Below are 25180 nucleotides of genomic sequence, written 5' to 3' on the forward strand. Positions count from 1 at the left end.
AGCGTACGCCCGATTCACAATGTTGTGAATCGGACGAAAACGACGCATGCGAAATCCTTACGACCCCCGCGTACAGTGGGCTGGTGCCGGAGTTCCCCTACAGCAGCCTGCGCCGCTGGCCCGACGTCGAGGCGGACAACCTCCAGGCGCATGACGTGACCGATCTGCTGCTCGTCGAACGGGCGCTCGCGCTCGACGTCCCCGGCTCCGAGACCGTCGTGGTCGGCGACGAATACGGCGCGATCACCCTGGCTCTGACGGATGCCGGGCGCCACGGCATCCGTGTGCATCAGGACCTCGCGACCGGCCGCCGAGCCCTGCAGCGCAACGCCGAGGGGCTCGGGCTCGCGGGCTTCACCGCGCACGAGCTCGACCAGACGCTGCTCGCCGGCGCACGGCTGGTGCTGCTGCAGCTGCCGAAGTCGCTCGCCGAGCTCGAGGAGATCGCGGATGCCGTGGCCCGCTGGGCCGCGCCCGACGTGGTGCTCGTCGCCGGCGGCCGCGTGAAGCACATGACCCTCCGTCAGAACGAGGTGCTGGGGCGCAGTCTCACGCACGTGCAGGCGCAGCGGGCGGAGCGGAAGTCGCGGTTGATCGTGGCCACCGAGCCGCGGCCCGTTCCCATCGACCCGCCGTTCCCGGTGATCGCGCAGCAGGATGGTCTGACCCTGGTCGCCCATGGCGGTGCGTTCGCGGGGGCACGCCTCGACATCGGCACCCGGGTGCTGCTGGACGTGCTCGGTCGGGACCGCCCCGCGGCGCCCCACGTTCTCGACCTCGGCTGCGGCACCGGCGCGCTCGCCGTCTCGTACGCGCTCGCGCACCCCGAATCCCGTGTGACCGCGACCGATCGTTCGGCGGCGGCCGTGGCATCCGCCCGGGCGACGGCCGCCGCGAACGGGGTCGCCGACCGCGTCACCGTGACCCACGACGATGCCGCCTCCGAGATCCCCGACGCGAGCGTCGACATCGTGCTGCTGAACCCGCCGTTCCACCTCGGTGCGAGCGTCCACACGGGTGCGGCGACCCGTCTTTTCGAGGCCGCGGCGCGCGTGCTGCGCCCGGGTGGCGAGCTCTTCACGGTGTACAACTCCTCGCTCGGATACCGCCCCGAACTCACCCGCCTGATCGGGGTCACGGAGCAGCTGCAGCGCACCCCGAAGTTCACCGTGACGCGCAGCATCCGGGAGCTCTGAGCGCGCGATTCCCGCCCTCCGGGGCGTCGACGAAGAGATTGTTGAATACCCGTGCAATCCCCCGGTCAGCCGTGGAAAACCACGCGCGTCCGAAGCCCAGGATTTGCCCCTGATCGGCCATTTCGTTACGTTGGAACGTGGGCCTGACGGCCCGAAGACCAGTCCGCGACCACGTCCTTCTTTCGATGAGCTGTGCTGCGAAGAGGCGTGGACGTACGGTCGATGCTCTATCGCGGCGGATCCGAAATCCGCCGTCCGTGCCGCCACAGCGATCATGTCGAACGGCCCCGAGAGCCTCACCCGGGCGTAACCGAAGCAGGCTCAGCCACCCGAAGGCGAGCCGCGGGGGAAACGTGTCCGAAATCGCTCTCGAAGCGCGCCATCTTTACAAGGTTTTCGGTAAGAATCCGAACACCGCCGTCCGTCGATTGAAAGCCGGTGAGAGCCGTGCCGCCGTCGCGGATGCCGGTACCGCAGCGGTCATCGACGCCAGCTTCGCCGTGAACCGCGGTGAGATCTTCGTCATCATGGGGCTGTCCGGATCGGGCAAGTCCACCATCATCCGCATGCTCAACGGACTGCATGAGATCACCGACGGCACCGTCACCGTGAACGGCGACCCGATCACCGGAATCCCCGCCGCACGACTGCGCGAGATCCGCCGCGACCGCATCTCGATGGTCTTCCAGCACTTCGCCCTGCTGCCGCACCGCACAGTCGCCGCGAACGTGGCGTACCCGCTCGAGCTCAAGGGCGTCGCCAAGGCCGAGCGCCTGGCCAAGGCCGAGGAGATCCTGTCGCTGGTCGGGCTCGAGGGGCAGGGCGAGAAGCTCCCCTCCGAGCTCTCCGGGGGCATGCAGCAGCGCGTGGGCATCGCCCGTGCCCTCGCCGCCGACAGCGACATCCTGCTCATGGACGAGGCCTTCAGTGCACTCGACCCGCTCATCCGGCGCGAGATGCAGGAGCAGCTGCTCGAGCTGCAGCAGAAGCTGAAGAAGACGATCGTGTTCATCACGCACGACCTCAACGAGGCCATGTTCCTCGGCGACCGGATCGCCGTCATGCGCGACGGCCGCATCGTGCAGATCGGCACGCCGGAGGACATCCTGATGGACCCGGCCAACGACTACGTCGAGCAGTTCGTGCAGGACGTCGACCGCGCCCGTGTGCTCACGGCCGCGAATGTGATGGAGCGTCCGCGCCCCGTCGTCCCCGACACCGCCGGCCCGCGGACGGCGCTGCGCCAGATGCGCGACGCCTACATGTCGGCCACCTACGTCACCGGCCGCGACCGCAAGCTGCGGGGCATCGTGACCGATCGCGACGCCGTGAAGCTCGTCCGCAAGGGCATCGCCACACTCGAGTCGGTGCTCAAGCCGGTGCCGCAGAGCGTCCACGAGGACGAGGTCCTCATGAACCTCTTCGTCCCGGCGGTCGAATCGCCGCTGCCGCTGGCCGTCACGGATGCCGAGGGGCGTCTGGCCGGGGTGATCCCCCGCGTCACGCTGCTCGCCGCGCTCGGCCCGGGACCGGGGGCGACCGGTGAGCTGACGCTGCCTCTCGTGCCGATGCCGCAGGCGGAGATCGACGCCGTGCTGGACGACGGATGGACGGCCGATCCGATTCCGACGGCCTCGACCACGGAGGAGGTGCGCTGATGGACGGCTTCCGCATCCCCGTGGGGACCTGGATCGAATCCGGCGTCGACTGGATCAAGGACAACCTCGACGGTCTGCTCGACGTGATCTCGTTCGTCATGAGCTTCCTCGTCGACGGGCTCACGAGCATCCTGCTGACCCCTCACTTCGCGGTCATCATCGTGATCGCCGCACTCATCGCCTGGGTCGTGCGCTCGTGGCAGCTCGCCATCGGCACGATCGTGTCGTTCGGGCTGATCGTCGGGATGAACCTCTGGGTGCCCGCCATGCAGACCCTCGCACTCGTGCTCGTGGCCGCTGTGATCGCCGTGCTGATCGCGGTGCCGCTCGGCATCTGGTCGGCGCGCAACGCCACCGTGCGGGCCGTGCTCAAGCCCGTGCTCGACTTCATGCAGACCATGCCGGCGTTCGTCTACCTGATCCCGGCGATCGTGTTCTTCGGCATCGGCGTGGTCCCCGGCCTCGTCGCCACCGTGATCTTCGCGCTGCCTCCGGGCGTGCGACTGACCGAGCTCGGCATCCGGGGCGTCGACTCCGAGACCGTCGAGGCAGGACACGCGTTCGGCGCCAAGCCGGGACAGATCCTGCGCGGCATCCAGCTCCCGCTCGCGATGCCGACCATCATGGCCGGCGTCAACCAGGTCATCATGCTCGCCCTGTCGATGGCGGTCATCGCCGGAATGGCGGGTGCGGACGGCCTCGGGAAGATGGTGGTCGAGGCGATCTCGACGATCAACATCCCCAAGGGCGTCGAGGCCGGCCTGGGCGTCGTGCTCATCGCGGTCTTCCTCGATCGCGTGACCGCCGCACTGGGCGCCCCCGGCGAGAACCGCTCGTCGCTGCTCGGGATGATCGAGCGTCGTCGTGCGCCGCACGGTGGCGGAACAGCATCCGTCCCCGCCGCGCAGGTCTCCGCGAAGCAGGATGCCGCCGACGAGGCGGAGCTCGTGCACTGAAGTCTTCACCCCTACGGAACAACACCCATACGGAACGCAAGAGAGAGAATCACATGAAGAAGAAGATCCTGGCAATCACCGCAGTCGGCATCGCCGCATCCCTCACCCTCGCCGGATGCAGCGGCGACGGCGCCGGCGGCACCAGCAGCGGCGGTGGCGACGCCGAGGACAAGGGCACGATCACCCTCGGCTTCCTGCCCTCGTGGACCGACGGCCTGAGCACCGCGTACCTGCTGCAGGACCAGCTCGAGAAGATCGGCTACACGGTCGAGATGAAGACGCTCACCGAGGCCGGCCCGCTGTACACCGGTCTCGCGCAGGGCGACGTCGACATGTACCCGTCGGCCTGGCCCGAGCTCACGCACGCCGAGTACATGGAGACGTACGGCGACGACATCGAAGACCTCGGCAAGTACTACGAGAACGCCAAGCTCACCCTCGCGGTGCCGGAGTACTCCGAACTGACCTCGATCGAGGACCTCGCGGGCAAGGGCGCCGACTTCGACGGCAAGATCTACGGCATCGAGCCGGGCGCCGGTCTGACCGCGCAGGCTCAGAAGATGCTCCCCGAGTACGGACTCGACAGCGAGTACGAGCTCGTCACCTCGTCGACCGCCGCGATGCTCACCGAGCTGAAGACCGCGACCGACAAGCAGGAGGACATCGTCGTCACGCTGTGGCGTCCGTTCTGGGCCAACGACGCCTTCCCCGTCAAGGACCTCGAAGACCCCAAGGGCGCAATGGGCAAGGCCGAGGGCCTGCACTTCCTGGGCACCAAGGGCTTCGCCGAGGAGTTCCCCGAGGCCGCTGAGCTGATCGAGAAGATCAAGCTCGACGACGAGCAGTACGGTGCGCTCGAAGACCTCGTGGTCAACGAGTACGGCGAGGGCAAGGAAGCGGATGCCGTCGACGAGTGGCTGAAGCAGTACGGCGACCAGTTCGACTGGGTCGTCACCAGCTGACCTGATCTTCCTCCAAGAAGGAGGGTCTCCCCCGAGGGGGAGACCCTCCTTCTTCGTCTCTGCCCCCTTTTGCTCCGTCGGCGAAAGTGCGACCATGACCACTCGCGGACCCGACAGGGCCAGGAATGGAGAGGGAACCGATGTGCACAGGGCTGAGCTTCACCACCGCTGACCACTACTTCGGAAGGAATCTCGATCTGGAGTTCTCGTACAACGAGACGGTCACCATCACGCCGAGGAACTTCTCGTTCTCGTTCCGACGGCTTCCCGCATTCACGACCCACCACGCGATCATCGGCATCGCCACGATCTCGGACGGTTACCCGTTGTACTACGACGCGGTCAATGAGAGGGGCCTCGGCATGGCCGGGCTCAACTTTCCCGACAACGCCTACTACCCGCCGGAGGACCCCGCCGCGACCAACGTCACGCCGTTCGAGTTCATCCCCTGGGTTCTGGGTCAGTTCGAGTCCGTGGCGCAGGTGAGAGCGGCGCTGGAGACCGTGAACCTCGTCGACATCTCCTTCAGTGCGGAGTTCCCCCTGTCGCCGCTGCACTGGATCATCTCGGACGGATCGGCGTCGATCACGGTGGAGAGCGTGCGGGAAGGCCTGAAGGTGTATGACAACCCCTGGGGTGTTCTCACCAACAATCCCACGTTCGACATCCAGGCCTTCCGGTTGAACGACTACATGCATCTCTCGAACCGGCAACCGCAGAACACCTTCGCCCCTGACGTGCCTCTCGACACCTACAGCCGGGGCATGGGCGGGATGGGTCTCCCCGGAGATCTGTCGTCGTCGTCACGATTCGTCAAGGCAGTGTTCACACGCATGAACTCGGTCTCGGGCAGTTCCGAGTCGGAGTCGATCAGCCAGTTCTTCCAGATCCTCGGATCCGTCGCCCAGCAGCGCGGATGCGTGCGCGTGGGCGATGAGGAGAAGTACGAGATCACCATCTACTCGTCGTGCTGCAACACCGACAAGGGGATCTACTACTACACGACCTACGAGAACAGCCAGATCACCGGGGTCGACATGCACCGGGAGAACCTCGATGGGTCCGAGCTCGCCGCCTACCCCCTCATCGAGGGGCAGCAGATCCGCATGCAGAACTGATCGGACCGCATTTCCGCCGTGTCACCGGACGCGATCAGAGCGGCAGCACGAGCGAGGCGATGAGCCCACCGCCCTTGCGCGCCCGCAGGCGCAGTTCGCCCTCGTGGGTCTTCGCGACGCTCTGCACGATCGCGAGCCCCAGTCCGGTGCCGTCGGGTCCGGTGGACGTCCGGCTCGCATCTCCGCGGTAGAAGGGCTCGGCGAGCAGCGCCACGGTCGCGGGGGTGAGGGGGGTCCCGGTGTTCTCGACCTCGATGACGGCGCGACCGCGCTCGCGTCGGCAGCGCACCCAGAGCTCCCCGCCGGGCGCATTGTGGCGGATGCCGTTCTCGAGGAGGTTCCGTACGGCTCTCGCCAACAGGACCGTGTTCCCCTCGACCGTGAGGTCACGGAGGTCCGAGTGCACCACGATCTCCTCGGAGTCCAGATCATCGATCTCGGCCTCGATCAGCGTGCTGACCTCGACCGGCTCGACCTGCTCGAGGCCGGCGCGCGATCGTGCGAGGGCGAGCAGCGCCGTGATGAGTCGTTCGCTCTGCTCGGTGGCCCGCAGTGCGCGCTGCATGTTCGGCTGCAGTTCCGCCGGTACCGTCCCCTGTTCGAGCGGGATCTCGAGCGCCGTGCGAGTGGTGGTGAGCGGGGTGCGCAGCTCATGCGAGGCGTTCGCGACGAATCTGTCCTGCGCGGTGAAGGCCGACTGCAGCCGGTCGAGCATGTCGTCGATCGTGTCGCCCAGCTCTTTGATCTCGTCGTCCGGACCGGGCAGGTCCAGCCGTCGCCCGAGGTCGTGCTCGGAGATGTCGCGCGCGGTCGCGGTGACCTCTCCGATGCGGCCGAGCGATCGACGCGCGAGCCAGAACGCGATGGCGGCCGCGACCCCGGTGAACCCGACGAGCACCACCACCGACCACAGCAGCAGCCCGCCGCCGACCTCGTCCGCGAGGAACGTGGACTGCTGCAGCACGGCGCCCTCCACCGCCTGCAGCGAGAGCGTCTGCATCGGAGCGGCCAGCTGGAAGTCGACGACGTCGGCGGTCTCGGCGAAGTAGCCGCATCCCGTGCTCGTGGTGCTGTACAGCAGGCCGCTGCTGTCGGTGAACGGCGCCGCGCCGCTCAGGTCGGCGCCGTCGGTGACGCTCGTCCCGTCCGTGAGGGGAGAGACCGAGGTCATCGGCACGCAGCTCGCCGCCGTGGTGCTGATGGCCGAGGCGAACAGCTGCTGCACGACCAGATACTGCACCGTGAGCAGGGCCGCACCGGCGGCGATGAACACTCCGGCGATGACGATCACCAGCCGGGTGCGGAAGCTCATGCGTCTCATGTCGTCCCCACTCGATAGCCGTGGCCGGCCGCGGACTGGATGACCGCGGGAGCCCCGAGTTTTCGGCGCAGCGTGTGCACCACGATCTTGACGACCCCGCGGGTGCGTTCGTGCGGCTCGTCCCACACCTCGTCGAGCAGGTCGTCGGCGCTGACGTAGCCGCCTTCCGCGGCCAGCAGCGTCTCGAGGACTCCGAACTCCTTGAGCGTGAGCCGAACCGGGGTGCCGTCGCGTTCCACGATGCGCCGCACGATGTCGAGGCGGACGCCCGCGAACTCCAGGACCGCGTGGGGGCGCGTCGACTGCGCTCGGCGGCCGAGGGCGCGGAGTCGAGCGAGCAGCTCGACGTACGCGAACGGCTTGGCGAGGTAGTCGTCGGCGCCGAGGTCGAGGCCCTCGACCCGGTCGTTCAGGGTTCCCGCTGCCGTGAGCATGAGGATGCGCGCCGGGTACTCCTGCGCGACAAGAGTGCGGCACACTGCGTCGCCGCTCAGGACGGGCAGATCGCGGTCGAGCACGATCACGTCCACATCGGTCGACGCCGCCGCTGTCAGAGCGCTTGCACCGTCGCGCGCGACGTCGACGTGGTAGCCCTCGCGACGCAGGCCGTCGGCCAGCGTGTCGGCCAGGTCGACCTCGTCTTCCACCAGCAGCAGTCTCATGGCACCTCCCGTCTCCGAGGGTGCGCTCTGCGCGGTTAGTTTCCGGTTAGGCGCCGTCATACCCAAAGCAAACCAGGGCATCCGTAGAACTGACTGCACGTCGCGGACGAGCTGCGACCCCGAGAAAGGGAATGTCATGTTCGACTCGAAAACACGCCGCTCGTTGGCGGTGGTGCCCGCTGTCGTGGCACTCTTCGCGCTCGCCGCCTGTGCCGGCCCCACGGGCGACGACAAGGCGAAGGACGGCGCGAACGACAAGGCCGCAGCCCGGTTCGTGACCTGTCTGACCGAGGAGGGGCAGACGGCGAAGATCGTCGAGGGGGGCCAGGTCGGCCTGCTGATGCCGGATGCGCCGACCGAGGGCTCGGTGGGCACGCTGACCGACAGCACCACAGCGCTCGGCGCCGGCGAGGGCGAGGAGACGGCGATGACGATGGTGTTCTCGGACGAGGACGGCACGTGGCTCGCCTCGACCGCCGCGTCCGGCTATCCCGAGGAGGGCGGCCAGCGCGCGGCCTGGGAGAAGTGCGAGGAGGAGGTTCCCGAGTTCACGCAGCCCGAGCCCGACATCTCGGGAGAAGGTGCGCAGACGCAGATGTTCTCGCCGGAAGAGTTCATGGAGGCGGGGCTCGCCTTCGCCTCGTGTGCCAGGGAGAACGGATTCACGGACTTCGCCGACCCCGACGCCGACGGAATGCTCGAGCTCCCCGTCGGCATCACGGAGGACGAGGCGCGAACGCTCCTCGACGCGTGCGCGGAGACCGCGGGGGACATGCCGCCCATGTTCTCGCCCGAGAGCACGGAATCCGCTGACTTCGACTGGTTCGCGCTGATGAGCGAGTACTTCGACGGGGCCTTCTCGGTCGCGACGGTCCTCCCCTCCGGGGGCGACGAATGAGCCGCCGGGTGGCCAAGGTGCTCGTTCCCGTCGGGGTGCTGCTGGTCGCGGCGGCGGTGACTCTGGCGGTGATGCAGCCCTGGAGCTCGGTGGCCGAGACGCCCGACGACAGCAAGAAGCCGGTCACGGCAGAGGCAGAGCTCACCACCCTCACCTCCGACCTGAGGCTCAACGGCAGCCTGAGCTACGGAGCATCCATCGCCCTCCCCGGGCGTGGGGGGACCATCACGCGGCTGCCGACCGCCGGTGACGTGATCGGCGTCGGTCAGGCCATCTACGAGGTGGACGGCAGGCCCGTGGTCGCGGTGCGCGGCGACCGGCCGTTCTGGCGCGACCTCGGCCTCGGTGTGGAAGACGGTCCCGACGTCCGCCAGCTCGAGCAGGCCCTCGCCGACCTCGGCTTCGGCAAGGACATGACGGTGGACGACGAGTTCACCGCGGTCACCGAGGCCAACGTCAAGGCATGGCAGAAAGCCCTCGGCGTGACCAAGGACGGTGTCGTCGAACTGGGCGACGTCGTGGCGATCACCGCGGGATCCGTGCGGATCGACTCGGTCAAGGCGCAGCTGGGCGACCCCGCCGGGGCCAGTCCGCTGACGTACACGAGCACCACGCTGCGGGTGGTCGCCAAGCTCACCGATGCGCAGGCGCGGGAGATCCTGCCGGCGACGCCGGTGACCGTGATCCTGCCGGACGGCACCGAGGTTCCGGCGACGGTGACCGCCGTCGATCCCGGCGGACAGCCGACCGAGAAGGAGGGCGAGACCACACCGGCCACCGCGAACATCGAGTTCGCCGATCCCGCCGTCGCCGAAGGCATCGGATTGCGTGCCGTCAAGGTCGTGTTCGCCACCTCGGAGGTGAAGGATGCGCTGGTCGTGCCGGTCACCGCTCTCGTGGCCACGACCGACGGCGGCTATGCGGTCGACGTGCTGCGCAAGGGCGGCAAGGTCGAGCGCGTGTCCGTGGAGGTCGGACTGATCGCCGACACCAGGGTGCAGGTGACCGGCGGCGACCTGGCCGCAGGCGACGCGGTGGTGGTGGCGCAATGAGTCCCGACACCGTCGTCGAGCTCGTCGACGTGAGCAAGGAGTATCCCGGCAGCCCGCCGCTGCGGGTGCTGCACGGCATGAGCCTGGCGATCGGGAGCGGCGAGCTGGTCTCGGTCGTCGGCGCGTCCGGATCGGGAAAGAGCACGATGCTCTCGATCATGGGCACGCTCGACGACCCCACCAGCGGCACCGTGCTGATCGACGGGACGGATGCCGCGGCGCTCCCCGAGCGCGCCCGTGCGGTCCTCCGCGCTCGCCGGATCGGGTTCGTGTTCCAGCAGTTCTTCCTGCTGCCGGCCCTGAGCGCGGTCGAGAACGTCGCGCTCGGACTCCTCTATTCGGGAGTGCCGGCGGCGGAGCGCTCCGTGCGCGCGGCTGCCGCCCTCGAACGGGTCGGCCTCGGCGCCCGCATGAAGCACCGGCCCGGTCAGCTCTCGGGCGGGGAGCAGCAGCGGGTGGCCATCGCGAGGGCGATCGTCGGGAACCCGTCGGTGCTGTTCGCCGATGAGCCGACCGGGGCTCTCGACTCGACCACGGGCGAGCGCATCCTCGAACTGCTCACGTCGATCGCCGATTCGGGCACCGCGGTCGTGATCATCACCCACGATCCGCACATCGCCGAGCGCACACAGCGGCAGATCGGCATCCACGACGGGCGGATCGTGAGCGACACGGGGTCGATCGAGCAGGAAGAGGTCGCGGCATGAGACGCACGGGAGAGCGGATGCCGCGGCTCAGTGTCGCGGACAGCATCCGCACCGCGCTCATCGGTCCGCGCAGCCGCAAGATGCGCACGGCGCTCTCGGCGCTCGGGGTCGCCGTCGGCATCGCGGCGCTCACGGCCATCACCGGCATCGCCGCGTCGAACCAGGCCGCGCTGCTGGACGAGCTCGACGCGCTCGGGGCGAACATGATCGTCGTGCAACCCGGATACGGGCCGGACAACAAGCCGGTCCCGTTGCCCGAGACGGCGGCCGGGATGATCGAGCGGGTCTCCGGCGTCGAGCGGGTCGGCGTGCTCGAGAAGGTGCCGGACGGCACCGGTGTGTACCGCAACGACCTCATGCCGAAGAGTCAGGGCAACGGTCTGACCGCGTTCGCCGCGAGCCCCGACTTCCTGGCCTCGGTCGAGGGCTCGGTCGCGAAGGGCGCGTGGTTCGACGAGACCGACCGCTCGCTGCCGGTGACCGTGCTCGGCTCTGCCGCGGCCGCGCGGATGGGCATCACCGAGCCGGGGGTGCGGGTGTGGATCGGGGAGCAGTGGTACACGGTGATCGGCATCCTGGACTCTGCTGGTCTCGCCGAATCCATCGACGCGAGCGCGTTCCTCGGCGATCACTGGGCGGCCGAGCACGTGTCGGCGAAGGGGGATGACACCATCGCCTCGATCTACGTGCGCATGGCCGACGGCAGAACGGGCGAGAAGGTCCGCGACGCGATCGGGCGTGCCGCGAATCCGACCTCTCCGTACGTGCAGGTCATGGGCCTCGGCGATCTCGCCGGGGCGAGGGACACCGCGGACGACTCGCTGTCCGGCCTCGCCGTCGGCCTCGCAGCGATCGCTCTGCTGGTCGGAGGCATCGGCATCGCCAACACCATGGTGGTGGCCGTGCTGGAGCGTCGCGGCGAGATCGGACTCCGGAGGGCGCTCGGTGCGCGATCAGGTCAGATCGCGGGGCAGTTCGTGGCGGAGGCGATCGTGCTCGGCGGCCTGGGGGGCATCGCCGGGGTGATCTGCGGGGCGCTCGGCGTCGTCGCCTACGCCTCGATCCAGGGGCAGGCGGTGACGATACCGACGGCGGTGCTCGTCGGCGGTCCGGTCGTGGCGCTCGCGGTCGGGGTGATCGCGGGTCTGTATCCCGCCGTGAGCGCGGCGCGTCTGTCTCCTACCTCGGCGTTGCGCACGGTGTGACCGCGCCCCGTCCCCCGCTTCGGAGCGAGACTGGGGCGGGCGGGCGCAACCCCCTGACCCGTCCACGATCCCGGGCGTAGCCTGTGGCCGTGGACGGGTTCGCGGCGGTCGACTTCGGGTTCGCCCGCGAGGTCCTGCAGCGGGGCATCGCGGCGCTCTATCTCGTCGCTTTCGTGTCCAGCCTGAACCAGTTCCGCCCGCTCCTGGGCGAGCACGGGCTACTCCCGGCGCCGGCCCTCCTCGAGTGGGTCGGGCAGAAGGCGGAGCGGCGGCGGATGCTGCATCCGACGCTGTTCTCCCGCATCCGCTACTCCGACCGCCGGCTCGTCGCGTTGTGCGTGGTCGGCGTGGTGGTCGCGGCGCTCCTCGTCGTCGGCGTCCCCCAGTGGGGACCGCCGTGGGTGCCGATGCTGTGCTTCCTCGCGCTGTGGCTCGGCTACATGTCGATCGTGAGCATCGGCCAGACCTTCTACTCGTTCGGCTGGGAGATGCTGCTGCTCGAGGCGGGGTTCCTCGCGGCCTTCCTCGGCTCGAACGATCAGCCGCCGCCGACGGTCGTGATCGTGCTCTTCTGGTGGCTGGTCTTCCGGTTGGAGTTCGGCGCCGGGATGATCAAGATCCGCGGCGGACGCGAGTGGCGCGACCTGACGGCGATGACCTACCACCACGAGACGCAGCCGATGCCGGGTCCGCTGAGCCGGCAGGCGCATCTGCTGCCGCGCTGGTTCCATCGGGGCGAGGTGCTGGGCAACCACTTCGCTCAGCTCGTCGCGCCGTTCTTCCTCTTCGCTCCGCTGCTGTCGCTGTGGGTGGATGGCCCGGTGCCGCAGATCATCGGCGCGGTGGCGGCATCCGTCGTGATCCTGACGCAGGCCTGGCTCGTGCTGACGGGCAACTTCGCGTGGCTGAATTGGGCGACGATGGTCATCGCGTTCTCCGCGATCGGGCTGCCCGGGGTGGGGGCGTCCGAGATCGCGCCACCGACGGACGCGCCCTGGATCCTCGCCGGCATCCCGCTCTTCTGGGTGGTGGTCACCTCGGCCGTGGGGCTGCTCTACGTCGTGGTGAGCGTGCCGGCGCTGCGGAACCTGTTCGTGCGGCGGCAGCTGATGAACGCGAGCTTCAACCGGTGGCAGCTCGCCAACGCCTACGGGGCCTTCGGCACGGTCACGAAGGAGCGGGTCGAGATCGTCGTCGAGGGGTCAGCCGATGAGGAAGGGGTGCAGTGGCGCGAGTACGAGTTCAAGGGCAAACCCGGAGACGGGCGACGGATGCCGCGGCAGTTCGCTCCGTACCACCTGCGCCTCGACTGGCTGATGTGGTTCCTGCCGCTCGGGCACTCGTTCGATGACTGGTTCACGGCGTTCCTGGTGCGGCTGCTCGAAGCGGATGCTCCGACGCTCGCGCTGATCCGGGTCGATCCCTTCGACGGGGAGCGGCCGCGGTGGGTGCGGGCCGTTTCCTACCGCTACCGCTTCGCCACCCGCGCCGAGAAGCGCGCCGATGGCGTGGTGTGGGTGCGGAGTCGCCGCCGCGTGGTGCTCGGCCCGTTCGGGCTGCGGTGAGGGGGTGTCCCCCAAAAAGAGGACAGACCGCGTCTAAAATGTAACGTATCGTTGCGATCTCGTGACACAAGCGCATCTGACATCAGAGTGCGCAGATCGAGAGGAGCAGTAATGAGGCTGAAATCGAGGATTGCGGGAATGGCCATCGCCAGCGCGATAGGGCTTGCGGTTTTGTCGGCTGCGCCAGCCTCGGCGGCGCAGACGCATGCAGAGTCCGTGCAGCCCGCAGCGGCGGCAGCTTCATGCGGCTTCAGTCTTTGGGGTGGGACGTACAAAAACTGCGGCAGCAAGTCAACACGCATCAGCGTGCAGTACTCAGGAGGGGATCCAAGCTTGGGTCTGCAGTTCCTCTCGAAGTCTTTCTGCGTGAAAGAGGGTGCCACCAAGGCCGTCGCCATCCCTGGCGGATTCTGGTTTGCACAAGGTGTGATTGATAGCGGACCCGCGAATGGGCCTGGAAAGTGTTGAGCTAGTATCGCTTCTCATTGTGCCGGGTAGCGGCGCTTGGTCCCGTGTTGGTTTGACCCAACCGGGAGATCACAACCGCGCGCGGCGAACTATACTGACGCGCCCCGGCCCTCGAGCCGCCCGGTGCGACCCGCGTCGCCCCGCATGACACGACACATGATGACTGAGTTCTCATGACCGAGACGAGCCAGTGGGGGCCGATCCAGCGCATGCCGCGGCGACGTTACGTCGCCGCGGGGCTGGGCGTTGGCTCAGATCACAGTTGCCTGCGGGGCATCCTTCTCGTCCATCTCACTGCGATGCAAATGGATGGATGTGCATCTTCCTGCAGAGACGATGTCGCCAACATGGCGATCGACGGTCTAGTCGCCTACGGGGTCGTCGTCGCCGCGTACCCGGTTCCCGCGTGATCCGACCGCGCAGGCAAAACTCTCCGTGTTGGGAGGAGTATCTCGACGAGAGTCTCCTCCCATACGGAGTTCTCCGCCTTACATGCACCGTGAATCCCCGCCGAGCGCGGCGAAACGCCCCGGCCGGGGCGAGTGACCCGGTCGGAGCGTCCCGTCTCGCTGGGCGAAGATCAGCTGACCTTCTTCCGGTACGAGATGATCGCGAACACGTAGGCGACCACGAGGATGCCGACGCACCAGGCGAGGGCGACCCAGATGTCGTTGCCGACGGGCTGCTCGGCGAACAGCGCCTGGATGGTGTTGACGATCGAGGTGACCGGCTGGTTGTCGGCGAACCACTGCACCGGCGCCGGCATGGTGTCGGTGGGTACGAATGCCGAGCTGATGAACGGCAGGAAGATCAGCGGGTACGAGAAGGCGCTCGCGCCGTCGACCGTCTTGGCGTTCAGGCCCGCGATGATCGCCAGCCAGGTGAGGGCCAGGGTGAACAGCATCAGGATGCCGATCACTCCGAGCCAGGCCCAGAAGCTCGCTCCGGTGCGGAAGCCCATCAGGAATCCGACGCCGAAGATGATCGCCAGGGTGATGGCGTTCGCCGTCAGAGACGTGAGCACGTGGGCCCACAGCACGCTCGATCGGGCGATCGGCATGGAGTGGAACCGCTCGAAGATGCCGCTCTGCATGTCGGTGAACAACCGGAACGCCGTGTAGGCGATGCCCGACGCGATCGCGATGAGCAGGATGCCGGGGAGCAGGTAGTTCACGTAGTTGTCGGTGCCGGTGCTCTGTTGGAGTGCACCGCCGAACACGTACACGAACAGGAGCATCAGCGCGATCGGGGTGACCGCCGTGGTGATGATCGTGTCGGGACTGCGGAAGATGTGCCGCATGGAGCGGCCGGTGAGTGTCGCCGTGTCGGCGGCGAAGTGCGTGCTCATGCTGCGTTCTCCTTTCCAGAGGCCTTGGGGCCGATGAGGGTGAGGAAGATCTCCTCGAGGGTGGGCTGCTTCTCGACGTACTCGACCTTGGCGGCCGGGAGCAGCTTCTTCAGGTCGGCGAGAGTGCCGTTGGCGATGATGCGGCCCTCGTGCAGGATCGCGATGCGGTCGGCCAGCTGCTCCGCTTCGTCGAGGTACTGCGTGGTGAGCAGCACCGTGGTTCCGGTGTTCGCGAGTTCTTTGACCACGTCCCACACCTCGATGCGGGCTTCCGGGTCGAGGCCGGTGGTCGGCTCGTCGAGGTAGATGACCTCGGGGTGTCCGACCAGGCTCATCGCGATGTCGAGCCGGCGACGCATGCCGCCGGAGTAGGTTCCGACCTTGCGGCCACCGGCATCCGTCAGGCGGAACTTCGCCAGCAGGTCGTCGGCGACCTTCCCGGCGTCGGGGAGGTGGCGCAGTTTCGCGACCAGCACGAGGTTCTCGCGTCCGGTGAGGATCTCGTCGACCGCGGCGAACTGCCCGGTGAGGCTGATCAGCTCGCGCACACCGACCGGGTCGGCGGCGACGTCCACGCCCTGCACGGTCGCCGTGCCGGCGTCGGACTTCAGCAGGGTGGAGAGGATGCGCACCATCGTGGTCTTGCCGGCGCCGTTCGAGCCGAGGAGGGCGAAGATGCTGCCCTTCTCGACCTCGAAGTCGACGCCGCGCAGCACGTGCAGATCCTTGTACGACTTCTCGATGCCGCGCACCGAGATGGCTGCATTCGTCATGACTCCTCCTTCTTCTTCGCGTCGTCGAACGCCTTGATGAGGCGCGCGCGCTCCTTGTCGATCCACTGGCGTCCGCCGTACGCGGCGGCGTAGTTCTCGGCGAACTCCACCGGGTCGTCGCCGACGATCGCTGAGACCGGGGTGCCGTCGAGTGCGGCGCGCTCCCACATGTCGGCGATGTCGAGGAACATCTTCACGATGGTGTCGCCGTCGGTGACGCCGCCGTAGTACATGTTGTAGCGCTGCTGGGCCTTCGCCATCTCGCGGTACGGCTCGGGCAGGGCGTTGATGCGGGCCTGCGCCTGCTTGTAGAGCTTCTTCTCTTCGAGTGATCCGGTGATCGCTTCGATCCACTTCGCGGCCATGATCAGTTCTCCTTGTTCTGGGTGGTGCTCTTGTCGGTGTTGGTCTTGTTCAGCTGTGCGATGTGCTGCGCGAGGAAGTCCCAGGTCTTCCAGAACTCCTCGAGCTCCTGCTGGCCCTGCGCGTTCAGGGTGTATACCTTGCGGGGCGGACCCTTCTCGCTCGGGACCTTCTCGACGTCGACGAGGTTCTTCTGCTCGATGCGCACGAGGAGTGCGTAGATCGTGCCCTCGGCGATGTCGGTGAATCCGTGGTCTCGGATGCGTGTGGTGATCTCGTACCCGTATGCCGGCTGCTCGGCGAGGAGGGCCAGAACGATGCCCTCCAGAGTGCCCTTGAGCATTTCGGTCATCTGCTTGCCCATCAGGTCCTCCTTTCGATTCGTTGGTACTCAGTGTTGCTGGGTACCGGTACAAAGTAACACTGAGTACCGGTACTTAGCAACACCGAATACTGACTTTTTCGGACGAGATCCCGAAGCGGTTCCGGGCGCGCGAGAACGCCGCCGACGGCGAGGGGCGGAGAGGGGAAGCGCCGCTACGGGAACATGCGGCGCAGCAGCGCCAGGTCGTCGTTGCTCAGGGCCTGTGAGATCACGGCCGCCGTCTCCGGGGGCATGTCCTTCTCCAGACGCTGCCACAGCCACCGCGCGGCACCCAGGTCTGCGGTGGCGACAGCGGTCGAGAACGCCGCCACTCCGTCGTAGTAGGGGATGGTCGAAGACCCGGGTTCGGCGTTGTACGGCGAGTAGATGTCGACGAACGGAATCGTCGGGTCCGGTCGCAGGTAGAGCACGTCCCCGGGAGCGATCGGCTCATTGCCGCGCACGTGGTTGAAGCTGCCGACGGTGACGTAGTCGACGCAGAAGCGCTCGCCGATCGCGATGAGGCTGTCACCGGCCTGCACCTCGTAAGAGAAGATCTCGCCGTCGGCATCCAGAGTGACCGGCCCGCGTGCCAGCTCCGACGCGCCCATGTCGACGAGCTCGCCCAGGAGCTTCCCGTGAGTCGGGGAGCCGTCGTCGCTCCCGATGTTGATGAACGCGTTGGTGGTGCAATCACCCGGCCCACCGGCGGGAACGCTGATGCCGTCGCCCAGATCGACGTAGCCGACCGGATCAGATGCGTCGGCGGCACTCGTCGGGGCCGTGGAGGGTTCGGCGACCAAGCGTTCCGCCGCCCGCGAGGCCGCGTCGACGACGGCGGGTGCGGCGCTGATCACGGCGGGAGCGGCAACGGCGATCAGCCCGGCGACGGCCACGACGACGACGGCGGTGGTGATCTTGGTGTTGCGCTTCATCTCCGACAGCATGGCATCGCTCGGCACCGCGGCGATAGAGCGGGTGCCGGGTCAGCTGCGCAGGTACGCGAGCGCGGCGAGCACACGCCGGTGGCCGCTGTCGCTGGAGGCGAGGCCGAGCTTGCCGAAGATGTTGCCGATGTGCTTGCTCACCGCGGTCTCCGTCACGAAGAGCCGCTCGGCGATGGTGCCGTTGTCGAGGCCCTCGGCCATGAGTCCGAGCACCTCGCGTTCGCGCGGGGTGAGCGTCTGCACAGGATCGTCGGCGCGACGACGGCTCATCAGCTGCGAGATGACCTCGGGGTCCATCACCGTGCCGCCGGCGGCCACGCGGTTCAGCGCGTCGACGAACGAGGCCACCTTCCCCACCCGCTCCTTGAGCAGGTAGCCGAGGCCGTCGGCGCCGGCCGCGAGGAGTTCGCCGGCATAGCGATCCTCGACGTAGGCCGACAGCACCAGCACGGGGAATCCGGGGCGGCGGGCTCGGGCTTCGGCCGCCGCCTTCAGTCCCTCGCTCGTGAAGGTGGGCGGCATCCTCACGTCGACCACGGCGGCATCCGCCTCGTCGAGCCGGGCGAGGAACCCCTCGGCGTTGTCCACGGCCGCCACCACCTCGAAGCCCTCGCTGCGCAGCAGCAGCGCCAGCCCTTCGCGAAGAAGAGTGTCATCTTCGGCGATCACGACCCGCATGGCAGCTCCGCTCTCAGGGTGGTGGGTCCGCCGACCGGACTCGTGAGATCCAGCGTGCCCTCGAAGGCCTCGATGCGGCGACGGATGCCGGCGATCCCGCCGCCGGGACGCTCGACGGCTCCGCCCACCCCGTCGTCCTCGACGGTGATGAGCAGCACCTCGCCCTCGCGCGCGACGCGGACCACGGCGTGTGCCGCCTCGCTGTACTTGTTGACGTTCGTCAGCGCCTCGGCCACGACGAAGTAGCTGGCCGACTCGACCGCCGCCGGCACGCGTCCGACCTCGATCGCATCGATCGTGCAGGGGACGACGCTGCGTCCGGCCAGCGAGGCCAGGGCGCCCTCCAGCCCGAGCTCGTCGAGGATCGGCGGGTAGATGTCGTGCACCGTGCGGCGGAGCCCCGCGAGTGCATCGGTCGCGGCATCCTGCGCTCGCCGCAGCGGTTCGAGCACATCGCCGCCGGTCTCCTGAGCGCGCTCCGCGATCCCGAGCATCATCACGACGTTCACGAGCCGGTTCTGCGCGCCGTCGTGCAGGTCGCGCTCGATGCGACGGAGCTCGGCGGCGTGCGCGTCGAGGGCGGCGGCACGGCTCAGCGTGAGGGCGTCGACCCTGGCGGCGAGGCGGGATCTCTCGGGTGTCGCGAGCAGCTTCGCCGACACGAACGACACCAGTCGTGCGACGGCGGGGATGAGGAAGACCGACAGTGCCGCATAGGCCAGAGCGAGCAGCGGCATGGTCGCCGCAAGCTCCCAGGACGTGACGGGGTAGACCGAACCGACCGGGTCGTCGGCGGGCGCGAACTGCCAGTAGTAGGTGATGGCGAGAGTGTTGACCGCCGCCACCGGGAGCGAGATCGTCAGCATCGAGAGGAACAGCACAGGGAGTCCCTGCACCGCGAGCCAGAGGAGGTCGCGGCCGGTGTCGCGTGAGAGCGCGAAGCGCAGACGGTCCTCGATGGTCGAATCCGGCGGGAGCACCCGTTCGATCGGCGTCAGCTCCTCGCCCCGGTACGCGCCGACTCGGCGACGGTTCACGTCGGTCCACCGGTGCAAGCCGCGGACGGCCTCGGGCATGATGAGCACGCCTCCGGTGAGGATCATGAAGGGGAGCAGGACGATTCCCAGGCACAGGAACACCAGGGACGCGATGGAGACCCCGGCCTCGACGGCCAGATATCCCCACGCGCGCAGCCAGCGCCGCATCCGTCCGTCCTTCACCCTCACAGTCTGCCCGAGCGGTCGCAGCGGCACGGTATAGCCAGCACCACCATCGATGCGGCAGCGGGCGGGATGGGATGCCGGATCCGCCGTCCCTAGCGTCGAATCATGACCTTCACACCACTCGCCCCCGCCGTCGATGCGGGGCCTTCCGAAGCACTGCGCCTGCAGTCCGTCGTCAAGACCTACGGCGCCGGCGCCAACCGCGTCACCGCGCTGCGGGGCGTGAACCTCGCCATCGGGAGGGGCACGTTCACGGCGATCATGGGCCCCTCGGGCTCGGGCAAGAGCACGCTGTTGCACAGTGCCGCCGGACTCGACAGGCCGAGCAGCGGAACCGTGCACCTGGGCGGCACCGAGATCTCAGGGCTGAAGGCACGTCAGCTCACGGCCTTCCGGCGCGACCACGTCGGCTTCGTTTTCCAGGCCTACAACCTGCTGCCCGCGCTGAACGTCGAGGACAACATCACGCTGCCGCTGCGGCTGGGCGGCCGGCGGCTCGAGTCGCAGTGGCTCGACTTCCTGCTGGATGCCGTCGGGCTCACGGAGTACCGGCGCCGCCGCCCCACCGAGCTCTCCGGAGGTCAGCAGCAGCGGGTGGCGATCGCGCGCGCCCTCATCACCCGGCCGCATGTGGTGTTCGGCGACGAGCCGACCGGTGCGCTCGACTCGCGCTCGGGCAAGCAGGTGCTCGACCTGCTCGCGCACACGGCGAGGGAGCTGAACCAGACCGTCGTGGTCGTGACGCACGACCCGGTGGTCGCCTCGCACGCCGACCGGGTGATCTTCCTCGCCGACGGTGCGTTCGCAGGGTACCTCGACGGCGCCGACCCCGCGCAGATCAATGACCGCATGAGCGCATTGGGGGAGTGGTGATGTCGCGGCCCCTGGGCTTGGGGCGTCTCCTCGGCGCAGACCTCCGCCACCACCGCGGGAGCTTCGTCGGAGTGGCGGTCGCCGTGTTCGTCGCTGCCGCGCTGGTGACCGGCCTCGGAGTGCTCGTCGAGTCCGGGATGCGCGGAGGATTGGCGCCCGAACGCTACGCGGCGGCCGACGTCGTGGTGGGCGCCCCGCAGCAGGTGGATGTACCCGAGGACCTGCCTGTTCCCCTGCGGGAGCGGGCTCCGCTGCCCGCCGATGCCGCGCGTGACATCGCGGGTCTTCCGGGCGTCGAACGTGTCGTGATCGATGCGACGGTTCCGCTTGTACTGCAGGATGCGGATGCCGATGCCGGCGGGGTCGTCGCGGTCGAGGCTCACCCCTGGCCGGCCACCGCGCTGACCGGTTTCGAGCTGCGCGAAGGGCATGAGCCCGCAGCGGCAGACGAGGTGGTCGTCCCCTCCGGCTCCGGTCGTGCCATCGGCGACGCGCTGGTCCTGAGTCACGGTGGCGTGCCGTCGGAGTACCGCGTGGTGGGCGAGGTCGAGGCGCCGGTCACCCCCGAGCGGGCGACGCACGTGTTCCTCAGCGAAGGACGCATCGGCGAGCTCGACCCGCATGACGGTGCGGCGCAGGCGCTCGGGGTGTTCGTCTCCGGGGAGGACCCGGAGCACACGGCGACCGTGATCCGCGAGGCCTTCCCCGGGCTGATCGCCCGCACGGGCGACGGCCGCGGTGATGTCGAGTTCCTCGACTCGGGCGCCGCCCGCTCCACGCTCGTCGCCATCGGCAGCGCGTTCGTCGGCACCTGCATCCTCGTCGCGATGTTCATCGTCGCGGGCACGCTCTCCCTGTCGGTGCAGTCGCGCCGCCGCGACTACGCGCTGCTGCGAGCGGTCGGCGCGAGCCCCTCCCAGGTGCATTCCCTCGTCGCCCGCGAGGTGCTGTGGGTCGCGGTGGTCGCCGTGCTGCTCGGCATCGTTCCCGGATACCTGTTGTCGAGCGTGCTGCAGTCGGCCTTCGTGGCCGGTGGTGTGATCCCCGGCGACTTCGCCCTGGCCGTCGGGCCTCTTCCCGCGGTCGGAGCGGTGCTGCTCGTCCTCGCCTCCGCCTGGGGCGCCGCGCGCATCGCAGCCGCCCGAGTCGCGAAGCTCGACCCGGTCGAGGCGCTGCGTGAGTCGGCGACGGGCGCTCCCGGGATCGGACTGCCGCGCATCATCACCGGCATCGTGCTGGCCGCCGCGGGGATCTCGGTCTCGACCGTGCCGCTCGTCGTGCGGGGTCAGATCGCCGCCGGTGCGGCCGCCGGCGCGGCGATGCTGCTGATCATCGCCCTCGCCGTCCTCGGCCCGTGGCTGGTGTCGTTGAGCGTTCGGCTGATCGGAACCGTGCTGGGTCGACTGTCCGCTCCGGGCTTCCTCGCCTCGGCCAGCGCCGAAACGAACAGCAGACGTCTGGCATCCGCGATCCTGCCCATCGCCCTCGGCATCGGACTGGGGCTCGTGCAGATCGGGGCGCCGTCGATCATCGCCGCAGAGGCGGCGACGCAGGCCCAGGCCGGTGTCATCGCCGACCTGCGCGTGACGGGGCCGGCGGGTCTCTCTCCCGAGGCGGTCGACGAGATCCGCTCGACCCCCGGCGTGACCGAGGCATCGGGCGTCGCACTGAGCGCTGCGGTCGTCGACTCGCGCGATCTCGAGGGGAAGCTCGAACGCACGGAGCACGTGCTCCAGGGCATCGATCCCCAGAACGTGGCCGACAGCCTCGACCTGCGCGTGCGTGCGGGTTCGCTCGCCGAGCTCGACGACGCGGCGACGGTCGCGGTGAGCACGGATGCTGCGCAGGGTCTCGGGGTGGACCTCGGCGACACGGTCACCGGGTATCTCGGCGACGGTTCGCCGCTGGACGCCACCGTCGTCGCCGTGTACGAGCGGGGCCTCGGTTTCGGCGACCTCACGATGGCCGCCGATGCTGTCAGAGCGCACACCACGGCCGGTCTCGATGCGTTCGCGCTCGTCGCGGTCGACGAGGACTCCGCCGATGAGGTGCGCGTCGCGCTGGGCGAGCGCGGTCTGATCGTGACCGACGGATCCGGTCAGGCGGCCGCGGGTGCAGGAGCGCAGTCGCAGCAGGGCTGGGTGAATCTCATCGCCCTGCTGGTGATCCTCGGCTACATCGCGATCGCCGTGGTCAACACGCTCGTGATGGCGACGGGGGAGCGGTCACGTGAGCTGGCGCTGCTGCAGTTGATCGGCTCGTCCCGCGGGCAGGTGCGCTCGATGATGCGGATCGAGGCCGTGCTCGTCGCGGTGATCGCGATGGTGTTCGGCGTCGTGGTCGCGATCCCTCCGCTGATCGGCGTGAGCATGGGCATCTCGGGGCAGCCGCTGCCCGCACTGCCGGTGGTCGGATCACTGGCGATCATCGGGTCGATGGGGGCGCTGGCTCTGGTGGCGATGTGGATCGGGACCACCTCGACCATGCGCACGCGTCCGATCGACGAGATCGGGTCGCGCCAGTAGCCCGTGCCGCGCAGGGGTGCACCGGAGGAATCGGTGCACCCCTTTCCGCAGGGGGGAGTTGGGCCGGTCCACATGTCGTGGGCGTGCCGAAGGCTCGATACGCTCGTGCGCCGTGCTATCCCTGTTCTTCTTCTCCGATGAGCTGCACCACGACGTCATGAATAGTGCCCGAGAACGTAGCCGGCGCGGAGTATTCGTCGGTGACCGGACTCCCGAGATCCATTCCGACGTCGAAGCTCTCGGTCGGCGAGAAGCGTCCAGGGACCGTGTGCTCCGCCCGTCCTTCGGCCACGGTCCGACCGTCGACCGCCAGACGAAGGATTCCCCCCGTGCCGGGCTTGTGCTCCACATCGGCGATGAACTCGACAGCGACCTCGTGGTCGCCTGCCTCCATCGGTTTCGGGGCACGAACGACGTAGCGGCCGCGACCGAAGAAGTTGTAGTGATAAACCGGTACGCCATCGTCGAAGTACAACGAGAACCCGGCACTGCGGCCACCGGCAGCGACAACGACCCCATTCGTGCTCGCGTCGTGGAGGGTCACATGTCCGATGATTCGGTGCGAGACATTCTTGGTGGGAGGGGCGACACCCTCGGGGATCCGGGTGGCTCCTGCGAAGTAGCGGAACTCGCGTCGGCCGCGGATCAGAGAGGGGCGGAGCGGGTCGATGGCTCGTTCGGCGAATCGGTCATCGAGGGGGAAGACGTTGTTGGCCCAGGCCTCTTTCTCCCAGAGTGCGGTGAGTTCGGCGACCCGGTCGGGATGCTCTGCGGCGAGGTCGCGGGCTTGGGAGAAGTCGCTATCCAGGTCGTAGAGCTCCCAGACATCGTCATTGAAGTCGCCCTTGGATCCGGTGAGCTGCCACGGAACTCCGTGACGGGCCGAGGCTATCCACCCATCGTGATAGATCGCCCGGTTTCCTCCGTGCTCGAAGTACTGGGTGGTGCGTAGTCCGTCGGCATCGGGCGCGGCGAAGAGGTAGTCGAGGCTGACGCCGTCGATGTCTAGCTGTTCGATTCCGTCGACCTTCGCCGGCTGCTCGACACCGGCGGCGGCGAGGAGGGTGGGGGCGATGTCGATGACGTGATGGAACTGGGAGCGGACTCCCGGTTCGATGTGTCCGGGCCAGGAGAGCGCGGCGAAGTTGCGCGTTCCACCCAGGTGGGAGGCGACCTGCTTCATCCACTGGAACGGTGCCGCACCTGCGTGAGCCCAGCCGACGGGGTAGTGGTTCTCGTGAAGTGGACCTCCCAGCTCGTCGATGAACGGCAGGATCGCTTCAAGGGTGTCTGGCAGGCCATTCTGAGTGGCCATGTTGTTGACGGTTCCTGTGAGTCCTCCCTCCGGCGAGGGGCCGTTGTCGCCGACGATGAGGACGACGAGCGTGTCGTCGCGGATCCCGATCTCGTCGAGAACCGACACGAGTCTTCCGATCTGATCGTCGGTGTGGGAAACGAATCCGGCGAAGACTTCCTGCATCCGTGCGTAGAGCCGCTTCTCATCATCGGAGAGGGTGTCCCAGGCGGCGATGCCTTCCGGCCGGTCCGTGAGAACGGTGTCGTCAGGAACGAGACCGAGTTCCTTCTGGCGCGCGAGAGTGTCAGCACGCACCTGGTCCCAGCCGATGTCGAATTGGCCGGCGAAGCGATCCCGGTACGCCGCGGGAACATGGTGCGGCGCGTGCACGGCTCCGGTGGCGACGTAGGCGAGGAACGGCTTGTCAGGCGCGGACGACTTCTGCTTCGAGATCCACGAGCGGGCTCGCTCGACGAGGTCTTCGGTCAAGTGATAGTCAGGGTCAGCCGGCGGCTCGACCGGGGACACGTTCTCGTAGAGCTGCGGCTCGAACTGAGACGTCTCGCCGCCGTGGAAGCCGTAGAAGTACTCGAAGCCGAGCCCGGTGGGCCAGCGGTCGAAGGGACCGGCGGCGCTGGATTCCCAATCCGGAGTGTTGTGGTTCTTTCCGAACCATGCGGTGTTGTAGCCGTTGAGGGTCAGCGTCTTCGCAACGGTGGCCGCGGTGTTGGGGAGGGCGCAGTTGTAACCCGGGAAGCCGGTGGATCCCTCCACGATTGTTCCGAAGCCGACCCGGTGATGGTTGCGTCCGGTCAGCAGCGCAGCTCGCGTCGGCGAGCACAACGAGGTCGTGTGGAATCGGGTCAGTTGTGCACTCTGCCCGGCGAGGGCCGACATGTGAGGAGTGGGCACCGGGCCCCCGGAGACGCCAGCCTGCCCGAAACCGATGTCGTCGAGCAGGATGAGCAGGATGTTCGGCGCACCAGCCGGCGCGGCCACCCTCTGGGGATACGAGGGGCGT

The 25180-nt window shown here is 68.2% G+C and carries 22 protein-coding genes; 12 read left to right on the forward strand and 10 right to left on the reverse strand.

What is annotated here, in order from left to right; genetic code table 11:
* Positions 1-83: 83 nt before the first annotated feature.
* The 5 genes from CQ045_RS08810 to bsh all read left to right on the forward strand — a co-directional run bounded on the left by CQ045_RS08810 (position 84) and on the right by bsh (position 5890).
* Positions 84-1196, forward strand: a complete 1113-nt coding sequence (locus CQ045_RS08810) for a class I SAM-dependent methyltransferase (RefSeq protein WP_105722768.1) — start codon at positions 84-86, stop codon at positions 1194-1196.
* 353 nt (positions 1197-1549) lie between these two features.
* Positions 1550-2854: a glycine betaine/L-proline ABC transporter ATP-binding protein gene (locus CQ045_RS08815; protein WP_105722770.1), complete on the forward strand. Its 1305-nt coding sequence runs from the start codon at positions 1550-1552 to the stop codon at positions 2852-2854.
* On the forward strand, positions 2854-3810 hold the full coding sequence (locus tag CQ045_RS08820) for a proline/glycine betaine ABC transporter permease (protein WP_105723223.1): 957 nt from the start codon (positions 2854-2856) through the stop codon (positions 3808-3810). The genes CQ045_RS08815 and CQ045_RS08820 overlap by 1 nt, the downstream gene beginning before the upstream one ends.
* 53 nt (positions 3811-3863) lie before the next feature.
* Positions 3864-4772, forward strand: a complete 909-nt coding sequence (locus CQ045_RS08825; protein WP_105722772.1) for a glycine betaine ABC transporter substrate-binding protein — start codon at positions 3864-3866, stop codon at positions 4770-4772.
* Positions 4773-4912: 140 nt separating this feature from the next.
* Complete coding sequence (gene bsh, locus CQ045_RS08830) at positions 4913-5890, forward strand: choloylglycine hydrolase (RefSeq protein WP_105722774.1); 978 nt, start codon at positions 4913-4915, stop codon at positions 5888-5890.
* A 34-nt stretch (positions 5891-5924) separates the two neighbouring features.
* Here the strand turns inward: bsh and CQ045_RS08835 are convergent, their stop codons facing one another.
* Entirely contained in the window at positions 5925-7202 is a 1278-nt protein-coding gene (locus CQ045_RS08835; protein WP_181156506.1) for a HAMP domain-containing sensor histidine kinase, read from the reverse strand.
* Between the two features lie 5 nt (positions 7203-7207).
* Positions 7208-7873, reverse strand: a complete 666-nt coding sequence (locus tag CQ045_RS08840) for a response regulator transcription factor (RefSeq protein ID WP_105722778.1) — start codon at positions 7871-7873, stop codon at positions 7208-7210.
* Positions 7874-8009: 136 nt separating this feature from the next.
* On the opposite strand from CQ045_RS08840, the gene CQ045_RS08845 reads away from it, so the two are divergent.
* The 5 genes from CQ045_RS08845 to CQ045_RS08865 all read left to right on the forward strand — a co-directional run bounded on the left by CQ045_RS08845 (position 8010) and on the right by CQ045_RS08865 (position 13300).
* A complete protein-coding gene (locus CQ045_RS08845; RefSeq protein ID WP_105722780.1) occupies positions 8010-8771 on the forward strand; it encodes a hypothetical protein in 762 nt (253 codons plus the stop codon).
* Positions 8768-9823, forward strand: coding sequence for a peptidoglycan-binding protein (locus CQ045_RS08850; RefSeq protein WP_146115214.1), 1056 nt, complete (start codon positions 8768-8770; stop codon positions 9821-9823). Before CQ045_RS08845 ends, CQ045_RS08850 begins: the two co-directional genes overlap by 4 nt.
* Positions 9820-10530 carry an ABC transporter ATP-binding protein gene (locus tag CQ045_RS08855; RefSeq protein ID WP_105722784.1) on the forward strand — a complete coding sequence of 237 codons (711 nt, stop codon included), beginning with the start codon at positions 9820-9822 and terminating at the stop codon, positions 10528-10530. The genes CQ045_RS08850 and CQ045_RS08855 overlap by 4 nt, the downstream gene beginning before the upstream one ends.
* Entirely contained in the window at positions 10527-11735 is a 1209-nt protein-coding gene (locus CQ045_RS08860) for an ABC transporter permease (protein ID WP_105722786.1), read from the forward strand. The genes CQ045_RS08855 and CQ045_RS08860 overlap by 4 nt, the downstream gene beginning before the upstream one ends.
* Before the next feature lie 89 nt (positions 11736-11824).
* On the forward strand, positions 11825-13300 hold the full coding sequence (locus CQ045_RS08865; RefSeq protein WP_105723225.1) for a lipase maturation factor family protein: 1476 nt from the start codon (positions 11825-11827) through the stop codon (positions 13298-13300).
* Positions 13301-14348: 1048 nt separating this feature from the next.
* Here the strand turns inward: CQ045_RS08865 and CQ045_RS08875 are convergent.
* The 7 genes from CQ045_RS08875 to CQ045_RS08905 form a co-directional block, all read right to left on the reverse strand.
* A complete protein-coding gene (locus tag CQ045_RS08875; RefSeq protein ID WP_105722791.1) occupies positions 14349-15116 on the reverse strand; it encodes an ABC transporter permease in 768 nt (255 codons plus the stop codon).
* A complete protein-coding gene (locus CQ045_RS08880; protein ID WP_105722793.1) occupies positions 15113-15889 on the reverse strand; it encodes an ABC transporter ATP-binding protein in 777 nt (258 codons plus the stop codon). Before CQ045_RS08880 ends, CQ045_RS08875 begins: the two co-directional genes overlap by 4 nt.
* Positions 15886-16254, reverse strand: coding sequence for a DUF1048 domain-containing protein (locus tag CQ045_RS08885; RefSeq protein ID WP_061017439.1), 369 nt, complete (start codon positions 16252-16254; stop codon positions 15886-15888). Before CQ045_RS08885 ends, CQ045_RS08880 begins: the two co-directional genes overlap by 4 nt.
* 2 nt (positions 16255-16256) lie before the next feature.
* Positions 16257-16616: a PadR family transcriptional regulator gene (locus CQ045_RS08890; protein ID WP_105722795.1), complete on the reverse strand. Its 360-nt coding sequence runs from the start codon at positions 16614-16616 to the stop codon at positions 16257-16259.
* A gap of 173 nt (positions 16617-16789) precedes the next feature.
* The gene (locus CQ045_RS08895) at positions 16790-17551 is read right to left on the reverse strand and encodes a LysM domain-containing protein (protein WP_146115215.1); all 762 of its coding nucleotides are present in this window, start codon (positions 17549-17551) and stop codon (positions 16790-16792) included.
* A 51-nt stretch (positions 17552-17602) separates the two neighbouring features.
* Positions 17603-18241 (reverse strand): response regulator transcription factor, encoded by a 639-nt coding sequence (locus tag CQ045_RS08900; RefSeq protein ID WP_105722799.1) that lies wholly within the window; start codon positions 18239-18241, stop codon positions 17603-17605.
* Positions 18229-19461, reverse strand: a complete 1233-nt coding sequence (locus tag CQ045_RS08905; RefSeq protein ID WP_258131009.1) for a sensor histidine kinase — start codon at positions 19459-19461, stop codon at positions 18229-18231. The genes CQ045_RS08900 and CQ045_RS08905 overlap by 13 nt, the downstream gene beginning before the upstream one ends.
* 108 nt (positions 19462-19569) lie before the next feature.
* Here CQ045_RS08905 and CQ045_RS08910 point away from each other — a divergent pair, with 108 nt between their 5' ends.
* Positions 19570-20337, forward strand: coding sequence for an ABC transporter ATP-binding protein (locus CQ045_RS08910; RefSeq protein ID WP_105722803.1), 768 nt, complete (start codon positions 19570-19572; stop codon positions 20335-20337).
* Positions 20337-22862 carry an ABC transporter permease gene (locus CQ045_RS08915; RefSeq protein ID WP_105722805.1) on the forward strand — a complete coding sequence of 842 codons (2526 nt, stop codon included), beginning with the start codon at positions 20337-20339 and terminating at the stop codon, positions 22860-22862. The genes CQ045_RS08910 and CQ045_RS08915 overlap by 1 nt, the downstream gene beginning before the upstream one ends.
* A 115-nt stretch (positions 22863-22977) precedes the next feature.
* Here the strand turns inward: CQ045_RS08915 and CQ045_RS08920 are convergent, their stop codons facing one another.
* Complete coding sequence (locus CQ045_RS08920; RefSeq protein ID WP_219844402.1) at positions 22978-25158, reverse strand: arylsulfatase; 2181 nt, start codon at positions 25156-25158, stop codon at positions 22978-22980.
* Positions 25159-25180 lie beyond the last annotated feature (22 nt).

Source organism: Microbacterium sp. MYb66 (assembly GCF_002979435.1).
Taxonomy (GTDB): Bacteria; Actinomycetota; Actinomycetes; order Actinomycetales; family Microbacteriaceae; genus Microbacterium.